Source organism: Bradyrhizobium sp. RDI18 (assembly GCF_043203335.1).
GTDB classification, from domain to species: Bacteria; Pseudomonadota; Alphaproteobacteria; order Rhizobiales; family Xanthobacteraceae; genus Bradyrhizobium; species Bradyrhizobium retamae.
The window spans coordinates 4,644,468-4,661,210 of record NZ_JBICRN010000008.1; the positions used below are offsets into that span (position 1 = coordinate 4,644,468).

Annotated in this window: 13 protein-coding genes and 2 pseudogenes; 11 read left to right on the forward strand and 4 right to left on the reverse strand. The window is 63.9% G+C overall.

Annotation, left to right across the window (positions count from 1 at the left end; translation table 11 throughout):
- The first annotated feature begins 89 nt into the window (after window positions 1-89).
- The gene (locus ACFXS9_RS31595; RefSeq protein WP_024339151.1) at window positions 90-491 is read left to right on the forward strand and encodes a PTS sugar transporter subunit IIA; all 402 of its coding nucleotides are present in this window, start codon (window positions 90-92) and stop codon (window positions 489-491) included.
- Entirely contained in the window at window positions 488-814 is a 327-nt protein-coding gene (locus ACFXS9_RS31600; RefSeq protein ID WP_057841959.1) for an HPr family phosphocarrier protein, read from the forward strand. The genes ACFXS9_RS31595 and ACFXS9_RS31600 overlap by 4 nt, the downstream gene beginning before the upstream one ends.
- Before the next feature lie 7 nt (window positions 815-821).
- Here ACFXS9_RS31600 and ACFXS9_RS31605 read toward each other — a convergent pair.
- Together ACFXS9_RS31605 and ACFXS9_RS31610 are read right to left on the reverse strand one after the other, a co-directional pair.
- Window positions 822-1,620 (reverse strand): annotated as a pseudogene (locus ACFXS9_RS31605) (SDR family NAD(P)-dependent oxidoreductase).
- 22 nt (window positions 1,621-1,642) lie between these two features.
- Window positions 1,643-3,236, reverse strand: a pseudogene (locus ACFXS9_RS31610) (glycosyltransferase family 39 protein).
- A 113-nt stretch (window positions 3,237-3,349) separates the two neighbouring features.
- Here ACFXS9_RS31610 and lepA point away from each other — a divergent pair.
- The 4 genes from lepA to ACFXS9_RS31630 all read left to right on the forward strand — a co-directional run bounded on the left by lepA (window position 3,350) and on the right by ACFXS9_RS31630 (window position 8,428).
- Window positions 3,350-5,161: a translation elongation factor 4 gene (gene lepA / locus ACFXS9_RS31615; RefSeq protein ID WP_392695803.1), complete on the forward strand. Its 1,812-nt coding sequence runs from the start codon at window positions 3,350-3,352 to the stop codon at window positions 5,159-5,161.
- 268 nt (window positions 5,162-5,429) lie between these two features.
- The gene (locus tag ACFXS9_RS31620; RefSeq protein WP_392695806.1) at window positions 5,430-6,665 is read left to right on the forward strand and encodes an MFS transporter; all 1,236 of its coding nucleotides are present in this window, start codon (window positions 5,430-5,432) and stop codon (window positions 6,663-6,665) included.
- 39 nt (window positions 6,666-6,704) lie between these two features.
- Window positions 6,705-7,877: an acyl-CoA dehydrogenase family protein gene (locus ACFXS9_RS31625; RefSeq protein WP_392695809.1), complete on the forward strand. Its 1,173-nt coding sequence runs from the start codon at window positions 6,705-6,707 to the stop codon at window positions 7,875-7,877.
- An 83-nt stretch (window positions 7,878-7,960) separates the two neighbouring features.
- Complete coding sequence (locus ACFXS9_RS31630; RefSeq protein WP_392695812.1) at window positions 7,961-8,428, forward strand: DUF1801 domain-containing protein; 468 nt, start codon at window positions 7,961-7,963, stop codon at window positions 8,426-8,428.
- A 151-nt stretch (window positions 8,429-8,579) separates the two neighbouring features.
- Here the strand turns inward: ACFXS9_RS31630 and ACFXS9_RS31635 are convergent, their stop codons facing one another.
- Both ACFXS9_RS31635 and ACFXS9_RS31640 read right to left on the reverse strand, forming a co-directional pair.
- Entirely contained in the window at window positions 8,580-10,784 is a 2,205-nt protein-coding gene (locus tag ACFXS9_RS31635) for a putative bifunctional diguanylate cyclase/phosphodiesterase (protein WP_392695815.1), read from the reverse strand.
- 311 nt (window positions 10,785-11,095) lie between these two features.
- Window positions 11,096-12,280 (reverse strand): FAD-dependent monooxygenase, encoded by a 1,185-nt coding sequence (locus tag ACFXS9_RS31640; protein WP_392695818.1) that lies wholly within the window; start codon window positions 12,278-12,280, stop codon window positions 11,096-11,098.
- A gap of 115 nt (window positions 12,281-12,395) precedes the next feature.
- On the opposite strand from ACFXS9_RS31640, the gene ACFXS9_RS31645 reads away from it, so the two are divergent.
- From ACFXS9_RS31645 to modB, 5 genes are all read left to right on the forward strand, one after another.
- Window positions 12,396-13,397 (forward strand): Bug family tripartite tricarboxylate transporter substrate binding protein, encoded by a 1,002-nt coding sequence (locus ACFXS9_RS31645; RefSeq protein WP_392695821.1) that lies wholly within the window; start codon window positions 12,396-12,398, stop codon window positions 13,395-13,397.
- Between the two features lie 147 nt (window positions 13,398-13,544).
- Window positions 13,545-14,525 carry a penicillin-insensitive murein endopeptidase gene (gene mepA / locus ACFXS9_RS31650; RefSeq protein ID WP_392695824.1) on the forward strand — a complete coding sequence of 327 codons (981 nt, stop codon included), beginning with the start codon at window positions 13,545-13,547 and terminating at the stop codon, window positions 14,523-14,525.
- Window positions 14,522-15,046 (forward strand): Spy/CpxP family protein refolding chaperone, encoded by a 525-nt coding sequence (locus ACFXS9_RS31655; RefSeq protein WP_392695827.1) that lies wholly within the window; start codon window positions 14,522-14,524, stop codon window positions 15,044-15,046. The genes mepA and ACFXS9_RS31655 overlap by 4 nt, the downstream gene beginning before the upstream one ends.
- A 217-nt stretch (window positions 15,047-15,263) precedes the next feature.
- On the forward strand, window positions 15,264-16,046 hold the full coding sequence (modA, locus tag ACFXS9_RS31660) for a molybdate ABC transporter substrate-binding protein (RefSeq protein ID WP_392695830.1): 783 nt from the start codon (window positions 15,264-15,266) through the stop codon (window positions 16,044-16,046).
- A complete protein-coding gene (modB, locus tag ACFXS9_RS31665; RefSeq protein WP_392695833.1) occupies window positions 16,046-16,741 on the forward strand; it encodes a molybdate ABC transporter permease subunit in 696 nt (231 codons plus the stop codon). Before modA ends, modB begins: the two co-directional genes overlap by 1 nt.
- The last annotated feature ends 2 nt before the right edge of the window (window positions 16,742-16,743 follow it).

Consider the following 16,743-nt stretch of genomic DNA (forward strand, 5'->3'; position numbering starts at 1 on the left):
AGCCAAGATGCCCTCTTGCGCGGGGCCTCTGGATGGTCAAAGTGGCGCGTTCGTGCGGTGCACCAAAAAGCACCCGCGAGGAGTTTCCGATGATTGGTCTAGTGCTTGTGACCCATGGGCGCCTTGCCGACGAGTTCAAGGCGGCGCTCGAACATGTCATGGGTCCGCAAAAACAAATTGAAGCCATCACGATTGGAGCCGAAGACGACTCTGATCTGTGTCGAAGCGATATCATCGAAGCGGTGAATCGCGTCGACAGCGGCGATGGTGTCGCCATCCTCACCGACATGTTCGGCGGCACACCGTCCAACCTCGCAATTTCCTGCATGAGCCGCCCAAAGGTGGAAGTGCTCGCAGGCATCAATCTTCCCATGCTGGTTAAGCTTGCCAAGGTGCGCGAAGAGCGCTCGCTTCCCGACGCCATCGCGATGGCACAGGAAGCCGGCCGCAAATACGTCACCATCGCCAGCCGCGTGCTCGCCGGCAAATGAGCGACGAGGCCGCGCCCGACAAGGAACTCGGGCCGAGCGTGCCCGCGGGCGCCATCTCGCGGGAACTTCAGATCATCAACAAGCGCGGCCTGCACGCGCGGGCGTCGGCGAAGTTCGTCCAGATGGTGGAGCGCTTCAATGCCGAAGTCTGGGTGACGCGCGGCAACGAAACCGTCGGCGGCACCTCGATCATGGGCTTGATGATGCTGGCAGCGGGACCTGGAACCTCGGTTACGGTCTCCGCGATCGGCCCCGAAGCGCAGCAAGCGGTCGATGCGATCGCAGCGCTGGTCGCCGACAAGTTCAACGAAGAAGGCGTGTGAGACACCATCAAAACGGGTTCGTCACAATCCCGCCGTCGGCGCGCAGCGCGGCGCCGTTGGTGGCGCTGGAGGCTTTTGAACAGACGTAGCAGATCAGATTGGCGATCTCTTCCGGCGCGGCGTAACGCTGCAAGAGCGACGCCGGGCGACGTTCGCTGAAGGTGCGCGAGACGAGGTCATCGACGGTCGTGCCCGCAGCTTTCGCGCGCGCGGCCAGGCGAACCGGCGCCATCTCGACCCAGGTGGGGCCGGGCATCACCGAATTGACAGTCACGTTGGTGCCCTTGGTGGTTTCTGCCGCGCCGCGCGCGATGACGAGCTGCGCCGATTTCGAGAAGCCGTAATGCACCATCTCCTTCGGAACGAAGACACCGGATCTCGCTGGAGACGAACACGACACGGCCCCAGTCCTTGTTATCAAGCATCCGCTTCAGGTAGTGCCGCGTCAGCCGCACCCCGCTCATGACGTTGACTTCGAACATTCTCGACCAATCGGAGTCCTCGATCTCGAAAAATCCCTTCGGTTCGTAGATGCCGAGATTGTTGACGAGAATGTCGACGTCGGGAAATTGCGCCACCAGCGCGGCACAGCCCGCTGCGTTGCCGAGATCGAACGCCGCGACGTGCACTTTGGCCGACGGCGCAGCCTGTTCAACTTTCGCCACGGCCACGCTGACTGCCGCCTGCTCGCGGCCATTGACGATCACCTCCGCGCCCATTTGCGCAAGCCCGATGGCGGTCGCGAGCCCGATGCCGCGGGTCGAGCCGGTCACGAGCGCCGTTTTATCCGTCAGGTCGAGATCCATGCGTTACCCCTTCGAGTGATTTCTATCTGGCCGGCGGCACGATGAAGATGTTCCAGGCCGTCGCGGGGCCAGCCTTGCCGAGAAAGAATCGCCGCGTGGTCATCACCATGCGCTCGGCATTGGCGGCATGGGCCTGCATCCACGCCTCGCATTTTTCCAGTTTCCAGTCGCCGACCTCGCAGATGCCGATGAAGCCTGATCGCTTCGCCTCCTCGAGCGAGGTCAGGCCGGACGACCACGGCTCGTCCGGCGTCAGCGGCGCCGGATGGTCGGGGCTGTAGAAAGTGACAGGCTGGCCGGTATCGGTATAGGCGGCGACCACCGGCCAGCGCGAATAAAACCGCGTGTGCCAGGCCTCCGTCAGTTCGCGGGCGAGTTCGGAACGCGCCCGATACTTCGCGCCTGCGGTGCGCTTTTGATCCAGTTCGTAGGCGACGATCCTTGGCGATATCGCCAGCACGACGAGCGAAATGACGAGCCAGGTCGTCGTCAGGTTCAACAGCGCGATTCTCCGGATCCGCACCGCCGGGATCGCGACCAGCGCGAGCGGCATCAGGAAGAACAGCGGGATGCCCCAGTCGGTCTTGAGATAGACGTGGAATATCAGCGCACCCAGCGGCGGACCGATCGCCACGACCGCCTGGACGATCCAGACATTGATCGCCTGCGAAATGTTGACGCCAGTGTTGGCGCCGCGCGCAAAGGCCGGAAACGGCATCAGACGGAACGGCCGCCACATCAGCGCGATCGCGCCGAGTATCACCGGTGCGGCCAGCAGTGCGAGATTGTGCCCGACATAGCCCAGCGCGAGATCGTCGATCATCGCGCGATCGGTGAGAGTAAGTATCGCCGGCATAGGTGAGCGGGACGAAGTCCACCTGCTTCAGCCACATGAAGTGCGGGAGCATTGCGACCACGAGCGTGGCAATCGCGACCCATGGCGCCGGCGAACGCAGGAACTGCAAACGCTGCGGATGGATCAACGCGGCAAGGCCGACGGCGCCGATCACGGTCAGCACCCAGTACTTGGTCATCAGCGCCAGCGCACCGGCGAGCCCTAGCCACACGCCCGATTTGACGCTGCGTTTCTCGAACGCGTCGAGATAGGCCAGCACGACGAGCGGCAGCGTGACGAGTTGCAACAGGTCCGGATTGTACTTGAAGCCCTTGAAGTTGAAGATCGGATAGAGCGCGAGCATCGCCACGACGAAGAACGCGCGGCGGCGATCGACCACGCGCAACGCCAATAGCCAGCAGATCACGAGGGAGCAGCCGAGCGTCGCCATTGCCAATGCATAGGTCGCCCAGTCCGTGACCGGAAACAGCATGAACCAGGCGCCGGCGACCCATCCCGACAGTGGCGGGTGCTTGCCATAGCCGAGCAGGAACTTCTGCCCCCAGGCGAAGGCCTCCGCGACGTCCATATGGACGTCCTGCCCGGTCTTCAGATTGACCAGGATCAGCGTCCACAGCACGGCGTGGACCACGGCAAAGCCGGTCACCAGCCACAGGCCAGCTTTGGGATCACTGGCGCGTGAGGCCAGCCACGCCGCCAGCCGCTGGATCGTGGGAATGCGCCTGCGCGCGGCCGTGGGTGAAATGGATGCAATCGACATGGCCACTGCCTAGCGTGTTTTCGGCTCAAGTGGAATCAGCTTGGCGCGAAGAAAGCCCCTTAAAATACAGCAAGATGGTTGCCGCACGGAGACGCGAATGCTATCCCGCGCCCATGACAACTGCGCCCATTTCCAACATCCGCAACTTCTCCATCGTCGCTCACATCGACCATGGCAAATCGACGCTGGCTGACCGTCTGATCCAGACGACGGGCGGGCTGTCGGACCGCGAAATGGCGGGCAAGGAACAGGTGCTCGATTCCATGGATATCGAGCGCGAGCGCGGCATCACCATCAAGGCGCAGACGGTACGGCTGAACTACCGCGCCAAGGACGGCAAGGATTACATCTTCAACCTGATGGACACGCCCGGCCATGTCGACTTCGCCTACGAAGTCTCGCGGTCGCTGGCGGCCTGCGAAGGGTCGCTCCTGGTGGTCGATGCCAGCCAGGGCGTCGAGGCGCAGACGCTCGCCAACGTCTATCAGGCGCTCGACAACAATCACGAGATCGTGCCGGTTCTCAACAAGGTCGATCTGCCGGCGGCCGAGCCTGATAAGGTCAAGCAGCAGATCGAGGACGTGATCGGGATCGATGCCTCGGACGCCGTGATGATCTCGGCCAAGACGGGCTTGGGCGTTCCCGACGTGCTGGAGGCCATCGTGACCCGCCTGCCGCCGCCGAAGGGCGATCGCGGCGCGACGCTGAAGGCGCTATTGGTGGATAGCTGGTATGACGTCTATCTCGGCGTCGTCGTGCTGATCCGCGTCGTCGACGGCACGATGAAGAAGGGCCAGCGCATCCGCATGATGGGCACCAACGCGGCCTATGATGTCGAGCGCGTCGGGTTCTTCACGCCGAAGATGGAGCAGGTCGACGAGCTCGGCCCCGGCGAGATCGGCTTCATTACCGCGGCGATCAAGGAAGTCGCCGACACCCGCGTGGGCGATACCATCACCGACGACAAGAAGCCGATCACCGAGATGCTGCCCGGCTTCAAGCCGGCGATCCCGGTGGTGTTCTGCGGCCTGTTCCCGGTCGATGCCAACGATTTCGAAACGCTGCGCGCGGCAATGGGCAAGCTGCGGCTCAACGACGCGAGCTTCTCCTACGAAATGGAAACTTCGGCCGCACTCGGCTTCGGTTTCCGCTGCGGTTTCCTTGGGCTGCTGCATCTCGAAATCATCCAGGAGCGGCTGTCGCGCGAGTTCGATCTCAACCTGATCGCGACGGCGCCGAGCGTGATCTACAAGATGCACCTGACCGACGGGCAGGAGATCGAGATCCACAACCCGGTCGACATGCCTGACGTCGTCAAGATCGCCGACATCGAGGAGCCGTGGATCGAGGCCACGATCCTCACGCCGGACGAATATCTCGGCAGCGTGCTAAAGCTGTGCCAGGACCGGCGCGGCGCGCAGAAGGAGCTCACTTACGTCGGCTCCCGAGCGATGGTGAAATATGATTTGCCGCTCAACGAAGTCGTGTTCGATTTCTACGACCGGCTGAAATCCGTCTCGAAGGGCTACGCCTCGTTCGATTATCATCTGACCGACTACAAGATGGCCGACCTCGTCAAGATGCAGATCCTCGTCAACGGCGAACCGGTCGATGCGCTGTCGATGCTGGTGCACCGGACGCGCGCGGAGGGCCGCGGCCGCGCCATGGTCGAAAAGATGAAGGAACTGATCCCGCCGCACATGTTCCAGATCCCGATCCAGGCCGCGATCGGCGGCAAGGTGATCGCCCGCGAAACCGTCCGCGCGCTGCGCAAGGACGTCACCGCCAAATGCTACGGCGGCGACATCACGCGCAAACGCAAGCTTCTGGAGAAGCAGAAGGAAGGCAAGAAGAAGATGCGGCAGTTCGGCAAGGTCGACATCCCGCAGGAAGCGTTTATTGCCGCGCTGAAGGTGGATAGCTGAGGCGAATGCTCAAACCACCCGAGCATGATGGGGATCAGGTCCGGCCTTGAGGCTTCCGTGACCGCATAACAAAAAGATCGAAAACAACCCCAAGCAAAGTAGCCGGCATCTGTCGGTGTGTCGAGCACGTTAACTGCCGCAGGCGCAATCCGACCTCTCCCGCTGATCACGGCATAAGGGGGATGCTGCTCATCATCTTGCTCCCGGGCGGCGGATAGGCCACCATCATCCCGCGCATATAAGCAACAGCACACGCGCGGGGAAACGCATGGGCAAGGCCTCCGGTTTATCCTACGGCTGGGTCGTCGTCGCCGTAGGCGCGCTGATGACCTGCGTTGCGTTCGGCTCGATGCTGTCGTTGGCCGTGTTCCTGCAGCCGATTTCGGACGCGATGGGCTGGTCGCATAGCGGCATCTCGGCGGCAGCAACGATCAACTTTCTCGCCATGGGATTGGCGGCGTTCTTCTGGGGCACGCTATCCGACCGGTTCGGCACCCGCATCGTCGTCCTGTCTGGCACGCTGCTGCTCGGCGCCGGGCTGATCGGCGCGAGCCAGGCCACCAGCCTGTGGCAGTTTCAGTTGGCGTTCGGCGTCTTGATCGGGATTGCGGCCGGCAGTTTCTATGCGCCGATGGTCGCGGTGGCGAGCGCCTGGGTCGAACATCGCCGCAGCCTCGCGGTGGCGTTGGTGACGGCCGGCATGGGCGTTTCGCCGATGACGGTCGCGCCATTCGCAAGCTATTTGATCACGGCCTACGACTGGCGCACGGCGATGCTGATAATCGGCATCGTCGCCTTGGCGCTGTTGATCCCAGCCTCATTGCTGGTGCGACGGCCGCCGGAGCCGTCAACGCCTGCTGCCGCCCATGGGACGGGCGCGCCTGACGGGCAGTGGACGGTCGCGCAGGCGCTGCGAACGCCGCAATTCATCATCCTGGCATCCGCGCATTTCGCCTGCTGCGCGGCGCATTCGGGGCCGATCTTCCACCTGGTGAGCTACGCCATGGTGTGTGGCATTGCGCCCCTGACCGCCGTCACCGTTTACAGCCTCGCCGGCTTCTCCGGCCTTGGCGGCCGTTTACTGCTCGGCTTGCTGGCCGATCGCTTCGGCGCCAAGCACGTTCTGGTCGGCGGCCTGTTCGTCCAGGCCTTGGCGATCGCAACCTATCTCGCGGTCGGCCAGCTCGGCGAGTTCTACGCCCTGTCGGTTGTCTTCGGCCTCGCCTACGGCGGCGTAATGCCGCTATACGCCGTGCTGGTGCGCGAATATTTCGGCGTGCGCATCATGGGCAGCATGTTCGGCGCCGTGTCCGCGTTTGCCAGCCTCGGCATGGCGCTGGGGCCGCTCGCCGGCGGCTGGGTATTCGACGCCTTCCACGGCTATAGCTGGCTCTATGTCGGCTCTTTCACGATCGGCATGGCCGCCGTCGCCATAGCCTTGAGTTTCCCGTCCGCCAAGCGACCGTCGCAGCCGTCGCTCAATGTCGGTCGCGCGGCGGCGTGAATATAGAAAGCAGGACCAAGAGAGAATGCGAGGAAACGCATGAACAGGCAGCCCGGCATCGACCTCGTCGAACGCGCGCGGGCGCTGGCGCCATTGATCACGCGCGAGGCCGACGAGATCGAGCGGACCCGCCGCCTGACATCAGCGGTGACACAGGCGCTGATCGAGAACGGGCTCTACCGCGCGCTGCTGCCGAAGAGTTTTGGCGGCGCCGAGGTGCCGCTTGAAACATTCATGCAGATGCTGGAGGAAGTCGCCAAGGCGGACGCCTCGACCGCATGGTGCCTTGGCCAATGCAGCGTCTGCGCCATGACTGCGGCCTATCTCGATCCCGATGCTGCCAACGAGATCTTCAACGTTGCCCCCGGGATCCTGGCCTGGGGCGCGATCAACCACGAGGTGCAGGCGGTTCCCGGCGGCTACAAGGCCAGTGCGCGCTGGGATTTTGCTTCCGGCTCGCGGCAGGCAAGCTGGCTCGGCGCCCATGTCCGGGTCGTCGAAGCCGACGGCACCCCGCGGCGCAGGCCGGACGGTTCGCCGGAGATCCGTACCATCCTGTTTCCGGTAACCAGCGCCACGATGCACGACGTCTGGGACGTGATCGGCCTGCGCGGCACCGGCACCGATTCCTATTCGGTCGACAATCTGTTCATCCCGGAAAAGTTCGCAGCGCTGCGCGACGATCCGGCAGCGCTGCGCGAGAACGGGCCGCTGTACAAGCTCTCTACCAACATGGTTTTCGGCATGGGCTTTGCGGCGACCTCGCTCGGCGTCGCCCGCGCCACGCTCGATGCGGCGATCGACCTCGCCCGGGGCAAGACACCGCAAGCGTCAAAGGCGATGCGCGACAACAACGCCGTGCAGGGGCTGATCGGGCGCACCGAGGCGCAACTGCGCGCCACGCGTGCCTATCTCTATGCCACAGCAGCGGATGTATGGCATGACCTGTCGCAAGGCGCTGTTGTCACCGAAGCCCATCGCGTGGCGCTGCGCATCGCCTCGACATGGACGATCCATCAATCGGCCGCCGTGGTCGACACCGCCTATCACATGACCGGCGCAACGGCCGTATTCAATGCCAACAAGTTCGAGCGCCGCTTTCGGGACATGCACGCGATCGCGCAGCAGATCCAGGGCCGTGACGCCCATTACGAGGATGCCGGCCGGGCGATCCTCGCGGGCAATCTCGACGCGCCGCCGACGATGCGATGAAGAAACGCAAGAGACGGCTTCCACCCGCTCGCATCCTGCTTTAGGTTCTGCAATGGAAGCAGGCAGGATGCGCTGACATTGCAATGAAGAAGGCGGCACGGAAGCGAGCTGTAAAGCGCATCGCCAAACGGCCGCGCGCTGCCACCGGGGACACTGCGGTGGAAGCCGTCTTCGAGGCCTATCCCAATCCGGTCAGGGCAAAACTGCTGGCGCTGCGCCGGCTGATTTTCGACACCGCAAGGACCACCGAGGGCGTCGGCGCCCTGGAAGAGGCGCTGAAATGGGGGCAGCCGAGCTATCTCACGACCGAGAGCAAGAGCGGCAGCACGATCCGGATCGACCAGGTGAAGGACGAAGCCGGCCGCTACGCGGTCCATTTCCACTGCCAGACCGATCTGGTCGAGACCTTTCGCGAGCTGTATCCGGAACTGCGCTACGGCGGCAACCGCAGCATTCTGCTCGACGCCGGTGACAAACTGCCCGAGGCCGCGCTGCGCCACTGCGTGGCGCTGGCGCTGACGTATCATGCGAGGAAGAGACGGGCGAAGTAGCCCCCACCGTCATTGCGAGCCACCCGGTCGGCGCGAAGCGCCGCCGGATGACAGGCTCCGCGAAGCAATCCATCTCTCCATACCTGCGGAAGCATGGATTGCTTCGTCGCTGTCGCTCCTCGCAATGACGGCTGCGAAGGTCACGCCATCCTCACGCCACCAGCGCCGCACCTGCCGGCGCGCTCCAGTTGCCTTGCGTCTTCAACAGGCTGACGATCTCCGCATTGGGCCGCGCGCGGCTGAACAGGAATCCCTGCCCCTCGTGACATCCCTCGTTGCGCAGGCAATTTACCTCCGCCTCGCTCTCGACGCCTTCCGCCGTGATCGTGACGCCGAGGCCCTTGCCGAGGCTGATGATCGAACGCACGATCGCCTGGGCGTCGGGATTGGCGGCGAGGTCGCGCACGAAAGACTGATCGATCTTGATCTTGTCGAACGGAAAGCTGCGCAGGTAACTCAGGCTGGAATAGCCGGTGCCGAAATCGTCCATCGAGATGCGAACGCCGAGCGCGCGCAGCGCATGCAAGGTCGCGAGCACCTCACTGCTCTTTTCCAATAGCAGCGTCTCGGTAATCTCGAGCTCCAGGCGCTTCGCCGGCAGGCCGGACTGCTTCAGTGTTTCCACGACCAGCGACAAGAGATTGCCGACACGGAACTGCAGTGGCGACAGATTGACCGCGACGCGGACGTCGTCGGGCCATTGCGCCGCATCCGTGCAGGCGCGGCGCAGCATCAACCCGCCGACGGCGTTGATCAGTCCGGTCTCCTCGGCGACAGGGATGAATTCGGCTGGCGAGATCATGCCGCGCTCGGGATGCGGCCAGCGCACCAGCGCTTCGAAGCCAGTGATGCGTCCGCTCGCAAGATCGACCAACGGCTGGTAATAGGGCCGCAGCGCATCGGTGTGCACGGCCTCGCGCAGTTCGGTTTCGATCTTGCGGCGGGTCTGGGCGCGCGCATCCATTCCGGCCTCGAAGAACGAGAACGTGCCGCGGGAATCGTTCTTGGCGCGCGACAATGCAAGGTCGGCGTTCTTCAGCAGTTTCTCGGACTCATCGCCGTCGCCGGGCGACATCGCAATGCCGATGCTGGCTCCGATGACGACCGAATGCCCGTCCAGAAGATAGGGGTCAGCGATCGCGTCCAACAGGCGCCTCGCCATGAATATCGCGTCCTCGGGTCGCGTCACCCCGCTCTGGATGACAGCGAATTCGTCGGAGTTGAGCCGGGCCAGCGCATCTTCCTCGCGCAGCATCGATTGCAATCGCTTGGCGACGCCGCGCAGCAGCTTGTCGCCGATGCCGTGACCGAGCGTATCGTTGACCGCCTTGAAATGGTCGAGGCCGAGCACGAGCACCGCCACCTTCTCGGCGTTGCGGCGGGTGCGCAGCAGGATGTCGTCCATCTGCTGACGCAGCAAGTTGCGATTCGGTAGCCCGGTCAGCCCGTCATGCTGGGCCATGAACGTCAGCCGCGCCTCGGCGCGCTTGCGTTCGGTGGTGTCCATCAGCGCAAGCAGGACCGCAGGCCGATCACCGTAAACAAGCTGGCGCGAATAGATCGCCAGATCGATCAGCGCGCCGTCGGCCCTGACATGCTTCCAGGCGTGGGCCGCGCGCTCGTCGCCGGCGTGTTCGCCGGCCCATGGCGGCTCGACGTCGAAGGCCTGCAGGTTGCGGATCGTAAGCTTCTCGAATTCACCGCGGCTGTAACCGTAGTGCTGGATTGCGGCATCGTTGACGGCAAGAATTCGTTCGTCACCCAGCGCGCAGACGATCATCGGAACCGGATTGCTGTCGAACAGCAGGCGGAACGAGGCCTCGCGCTGCTTCAACTCGGTGATGTCGACGCGCAACCCGATGATGCCGCCATCCCCGGTCAGCCGTTCATCGATCAGGATGACACGGCCGTCCGCCAGCCGTTGCTCGTGCTGCTCGCCCGGCTGGAATAGCTTCTTGAGCCGCGCGGCGATCCATTCTTCCTCGCGCCCGATCGCTTCCGGGTAATCGCCCCGCGCTACGCCGACGCGGATGGTATCCTCCAGCCGCACGCCCGGACTGAACAGGTCCGAACTGCGGCTGTACATCTCCGCATATTTCTTGTTCCAGAGAATGTAACGGCCGTCGGCGTCGAGAACCACGATCCCCTGCGGCAGGATATCGATAGCTTCACGCAAGCGCTCGTGGGATTTGCGCGCCTCCGCAAGCGCGGCTTGGACCCCGGCGAGCTTGCGCACGGCCTCGCCAGTCGCGGGCCGGCGATTGGCAGACAGCTTCACAGCGGGCTTTGCGGGCCGGCCAGGAAAACGGACAATCGACTGTTTCGGCTTCCTGGCAGCTTTTGGCTTCTTCGGCATAACTACGCTCTACTCGCACTGTGCGTGCAAAGTTTTCAGATAAGTCTCTGAAAAAAGGTATCTCTTGTCGTAGAAACTACTACCTCGCGCGCGCATGCGCCGCCCGACAAAACGGCACGCACACGCTTTGCGTGTAAAAACTCGGTGCGGACCGCCGATCCACGGGGCATAATCGACGCGCGGCCGCCGGGCACAGCTTCTCGCGCGGCGGATGCACAAGGAATGCGCGAAACGCCGCGCGTGCGCATAAATGCCCATCGGTGACCGAGAGGGTTATCGCGCGGTTAATACGACCGCAGCGCAACGCCCGCTCAGCACAGCGAAGATGCCGCGGCTTGCGCTTCCGGTACCACGTCGTGATCGTAAAGCCGCCTGCGGAACGCCGCATGGGCTGATATCTCGGCATCGCGCACGCCGAGATCGGCGTAGGACGAGTCGTAGCGCATCCCATTCTCGCGCGCACCGCGCTGAACCGCCGCTACCCGCTCGCGCCTCAGCCGCTCATAAGCCAGCAGCGCGGCCGGCACATTGGCGCGCGACGCCTGCGCCAGAATCGTTGCCAGCGCCATGCCGTCCTCGATCGACTGGTTGGCGCCCTGGCCGAGATGCGGCAGCATCGGATGCGCGGCATCGCCGAGCAGCGTCAACCGGCCGTGCGTCCAGGCCGGCAGCGGCTCGCGATCGTACAGCGCCCATCGGAACGTCTGATCGACCTGGCTCAGCAACGTCCCGATGCGCGGGTCCCAGCCCTCGAACTCGCGGCGAAGCACGTCGGGATCTCCGGGCGCAGACCAGGATTCCTTCATTTCGGCATCAGCCGGCACGAAGCCGACATAGTTGATGAGCTCGCCCGATCGGACCGGAAAGCTGAGAAAATGTTTTCCCTGGCCCAGCCACATCTGCCAGCAATCGGTCGGCCAGCGCGGAATGCGCTGATGCGGCAGCACGCCCCGATAGGCGACGGAGCCGTGAAACACCGGCCGGGACGGCGGCGCCGCATAGCGCCGGAGCTCCGAGTGGATGCCATCGGCTGCGATGACGACGTCGCCTTCCGCGGCGGCGCCATTGGCGAATGTCACGCGCGCAACCTGATCGGCCTGCTCGAAGCCTGTAGCGCGATGGCCCGTGCGAACCACAGCGGGCGGCAATGCGTTGGCCAGAATCTCGACCAGGTCCGCGCGATGCATGCCGAACGTCGCGTTCCAGCCCGCGGAGTCCGTCACCTGAACCGGAGCGATCGGCGCGCCGTCGTGGCGAAAATAGTGAGAAGCGGTACCGACCCTGGCCCCCCATCTTTCCACCTGCTGTCCGAGCCCCACCCGCTGCAACTGCCGCACGCTGTTGGGTGTCAGAAATACGCCCGCCCCGACCTCGCCAAGCGCGGGCGCCTGCTCATAGACGGAAACATTGAAGCCGTGAGCGATCAGCGCGTTCGCGGCGAACAATCCGCCGATGCCACCTCCAATGATCACAACAGTGAGCTGCGGCTGCGTCATCATCCCACGCGAAAAATGCTTCGGAAGCTTGCTCGTTCAAGCTATCCTCCCTTGCCGTAAACACCAAGCGCCGGCGCAGTGGACCGGACGAAGAACGACAGCGGGAGGAGTTTCAATGCACGGCGCCATGCCAGCTCTGCTTGCCGCCCGCCGTAAACTGGCGCTCCTGCCGCTGGTTCTGGTCATGTCCACGCATTTTCATGCGCGCGCATCGGCCGCGGACTATCCAGACCGCTCCGTGAAGATCGTCGTGCCCTTCCCCGCCGGAGGAACGGCCGATGCCATTCCACGGATTATCGCGGACTGGCTGTCACGCAAATGGGGCCAGCCGGTGGTCATCGAAAACCGCACGGGTGCCGCGGGAAACATTGGTGCCGAGCAGGTCTTTCATTCGGCGCCTGACGGCTACACCCTGCTCTCGTCGCCGCCGCCGCCGCTCGTGATCAATCACAATCTGTACCCCAGGCTCGGCTTCGATCCGACCAAGTTCGAGCCGATTGTGGTGATGGCCCAGGTACCAAACGCGCTGATCGTCAATCCGAACAACGTCAAGGCATCGAGCGTGCCCGAGCTTATCGAATATCTGAAAGGCAATGCCGACAAGACGATCTGCGCCACGCAGGGCAACGGCACGACCTCGCATTTGACGTCGGAGCTGTTTCAATCGATGGCGAAGGTGAAGCTGCGGCACATTCCCTATCGCGGCTCGGCGCCCGCGTTGCAGGGGCTTGTCGCCGGCGACGTCGACGTCATGTTCGACAATCTCGGCGTCTCGCTGGCGCTTGTCCAGGCGGGCAAGTTGAAGTTGCTCGCCGTGGCTTCGTCCAAACGGCTCCCCGCGCTGCCGGATGTACCGACGATCGCCGAAACGTTGCCGGGTTTCGAAGCGGTCGCCTGGTACGGAATCGTAGCGCCGCCCAAAACTCCGAAAGACATCGTCGAGAAGATCAACGCCGATGTGAACGAGGCCTTGCGCCAGCCTCAGGTGCAGGATCAGCTCAAGAAACTGTCCGCCGGTATTTTCGGCGGCCCGATCGACAAGTCATCCGCTTACATGCGCGAGGAAATCGACCGGTGGGCCGCGGTGATCAAGTCCGCCAACATCGAGTTGCAGTGAGGGAACGCGTGAGTTGATTTCGATGCGGGGGTTGCGCGGATTGTTGCGCTGTGGGGACCACGCAATTGTGCTAGCCGCGCCTCTCCCCTGTTGCCGATTTCATGCTACGTTAGCGCGAAATGAGCGATCCCTGAACTCTCTGGTCCAATGAACCCGCGCCTGTTTCTGATCCCCCTCATAACCTTGCTATCCGCCGCCCATGCCGCAAGCGCATGGGCGCAGGACAAGGGCACGGTCCATCCAAAACCGCTGCCGCCGCTGGCCAATCCCAACGATCCCAACATCGCCGCCAAGGAACTGTTCGGCCGCAAGGTGCTGCCGACGGCAATGCCGACGCGCGTGCACGGGTTCTATGCCCATGGCTGCATCGCGGGCGCGGAAGGGCTGCCGATCAACGGCGATAACTGGCAGGTGATGCGGCTGTCGCGCAATCGTTACTGGGGCCACCCGGATCTGGTCGCGCTGGTCAAGCGGCTGGCCGCCAGAGCGCGCCGGGATGCCGGCTGGCCCGGCATATTGGTCGGCGACATGTCGCAGCCACGCGGCGGGCCGATGTTGACCGGGCATGCCAGCCATCAGGTGGGGTTAGATGCCGACATCTGGCTGACGCCGATGCCGAACCGGCAACTATCGCGCAACGAGCGCGAGGAGATGTCCGCGGTGATGATGGTGCGCAGCGACCGGCTCGATATCGATCCGCACGCCTGGACGCCGACGCATCTTGCGGTGATCCGCGCCGCGGCGCTCGAGCCGACCGTACAGCGCATCTTCGTCAATGCCGCGATCAAGAAGGCGTTGTGTCGCGAAGCCAAGGGCGACCGCGGCTGGCTCCACAAGGTGCGGCCGATGTACGGCCACGACTATCACTTCCACATCCGCATGAAATGCCCGCCCGGCGCCGGCGAATGCGAGAGCCAGCCCGAACCGAACGATGGCGAAGGCTGCCAGCCTGCCGACCTCGCCTACTGGTTCAGCGACGCGGTGCTGCATCCGAAACCGCCGAAAGTGCCGCCGAAGCCGAAGCCGCCGATGACGATGGCGGCGCTGCCGCCCGCCTGCAAGTCGGTGCTGAACGCGCCGGATACCAAACACGAAGTGTCAAGCAGACCCAGCGGAGAACGACGATGAAGATTTGGCCCCTGATTGCATCGATCGCATTCGTCACGAGCGTGCACGCGCAGACCCCTTATGCAGGAATGCAGACGCGCTCGATCAAGGCGCTATCGGAGCAGCAGATTTCCGATCTTGGCGCCGGCCGCGGAATGGGCCTGGCGCTTGCGGCCGAACTGAACGGCTATCCGGGGCCGTTGCACGTTCTCGAGCTTGCCGACAAGCTCGAACTCTCCGCCGAGCAACGCGCCGGCATGCAGCGCCTGTTCGATTCCATGAAGGCCGAAGCGATGCCGCTGGGCGCCAGGCTGATCGAGCAGGAAGCCGAACTGGACAAGCAGTTTGCCACCCGCACCGTCACGCCCGAAAGCCTGAAGGCGTCCACCGCCGCCGTTGCCGCCACGCAAGGGGTGCTGCGCGAGACCCATCTGAAATATCACTTGTCGACCGGCAGCATTTTGACCCCGTCGCAGATGACCAAATATGCGGAGCTGCGGGGTTACGGCGGTGGCGGGCACAAGCGACACCATCACCATTGACGGCCCGCACCATTGACGGCCCGGCTGCACCTTGCAAGCCGGTGCAGCCGCCTTTACCTCCTCTCCCATCCTGACTATTGTCAGGGCTGGCGATATCCCGATCGACCGCAAGTCTTTCAGGGAATACCGGAACGGCGCTTCCGATGGTCGCCTTACCCCAACCAACGCCTGTCCTGCGCGCGGCAACCGCAGCTCGCAATCATGCATGGAGCGCCCGATGAATCGTCTTGCCGGCCTTGTCCTGGCCTTCGCCTTATCGTTAGCCATCCCCTCGCCCGCCGCCGCGCAGGACAAATCCCTGACCATCTTCGCCGCGGCCTCGATGAAGAATGCGCTCGACGAGATCGACGCCGCCTATGCCGCGAAGACGGGCGCCAAGATCACCGTCAGCTATACCGCCAGTTCTGCGCTCGCCCGACAGATCGAACAGGGCGCACCGGCCGATATATTCATCTCCGCCGATACCGACTGGATGGACTACGCAATCGGAAAGAAGACCATCAACGAACCGAGCAGGATCAATCTGCTCGGCAACAGCATCGTGCTGATCGCACCGAAGGATTCGAAAATCGACAACGTGAACATCGGCCCCGGCTTCGATCTTGCAAAACTCGCCGGCGACGGCCGGATCGCCACCGGCGACGTGAAATCCGTGCCCGCCGGCAAATACGCCAAGGCGGCGCTGGAGAAGCTCGGCGCATGGCAGGCCGCCGAGCCGAAATTTGCGATGGCCGTCGACGTTCGCGCCGCGCTGACGCTGGTGGCGCGCGGCGAGGCTGCACTCGGCATCGTCTATTCCACCGACGCCAAGGTCGAGCCCGGCGTCAAAATCGTCGGCACCTTTCCGGCCGATTCCCATTCCGCGATCATCTATCCCGTCGCGGCGACGACGACCGCGAAGCCGGAAGCCTCCAATTATCTCGCCTTCCTGCGCTCGACCGCGGCGAAGGCCATTTTTGAAAAATACGGCTTCAAATTCCTCGTCAGCCCGTCAACCTGATGTTCGAGATCTCGCCGGCCGAATGGACCGCCATCCTGCTGTCGCTGCGGGTGGCCATCATCGCAACCCTGGTGGCGACGCCGTTCGGCATCGCGTTGGCGTGGCTGCTGGCGCGGCGTGAGTTCTGGGGCAAATCGGTTCTCGACGCCCTGGTCCATTTGCCGCTGGTGCTGCCACCGGTGGTCACCGGCTATTTGTTGCTGCTGAGCTTCGGCCGCCGTGGCCTGGTCGGGGCGTGGCTCGCCGATCATCTTGGCATCGTGTTCGCGTTTCGCTGGACCGGCGCCGCGCTCGCCTGCGGCATCATGTCGTTTCCGCTGCTGGTGCGGCCGATCCGGCTCTCGATCGAGGCGGTCGACCGTCGCCTCGAGCAGGCGGCAGGCACGCTCGGCGCGGCGCCGTGGCAGGTGTTTGCGACGGTAACCCTGCCGCTGGCGCTGCCGGGCGTGCTGGCCGGCATGGTGCTCGGCTTTGCCAAGGCAATCGGCGAGTTCGGCGCCACCATCACCTTCGTCTCCAACATTCCCGGCGAAACCCAGACCATTTCATCAGCGATCTACTCGCTGATCCAGACGCCGGACGGCGATGCCGCGGCGGGGCGACTGGTGCTGATTTCGATCGTGATCTCGATGGGCGCTTTGATCGCGTCCGAATGGTTCGCGCGGCGCGCCACGCAGCGCCTGCACGGGAATTGACC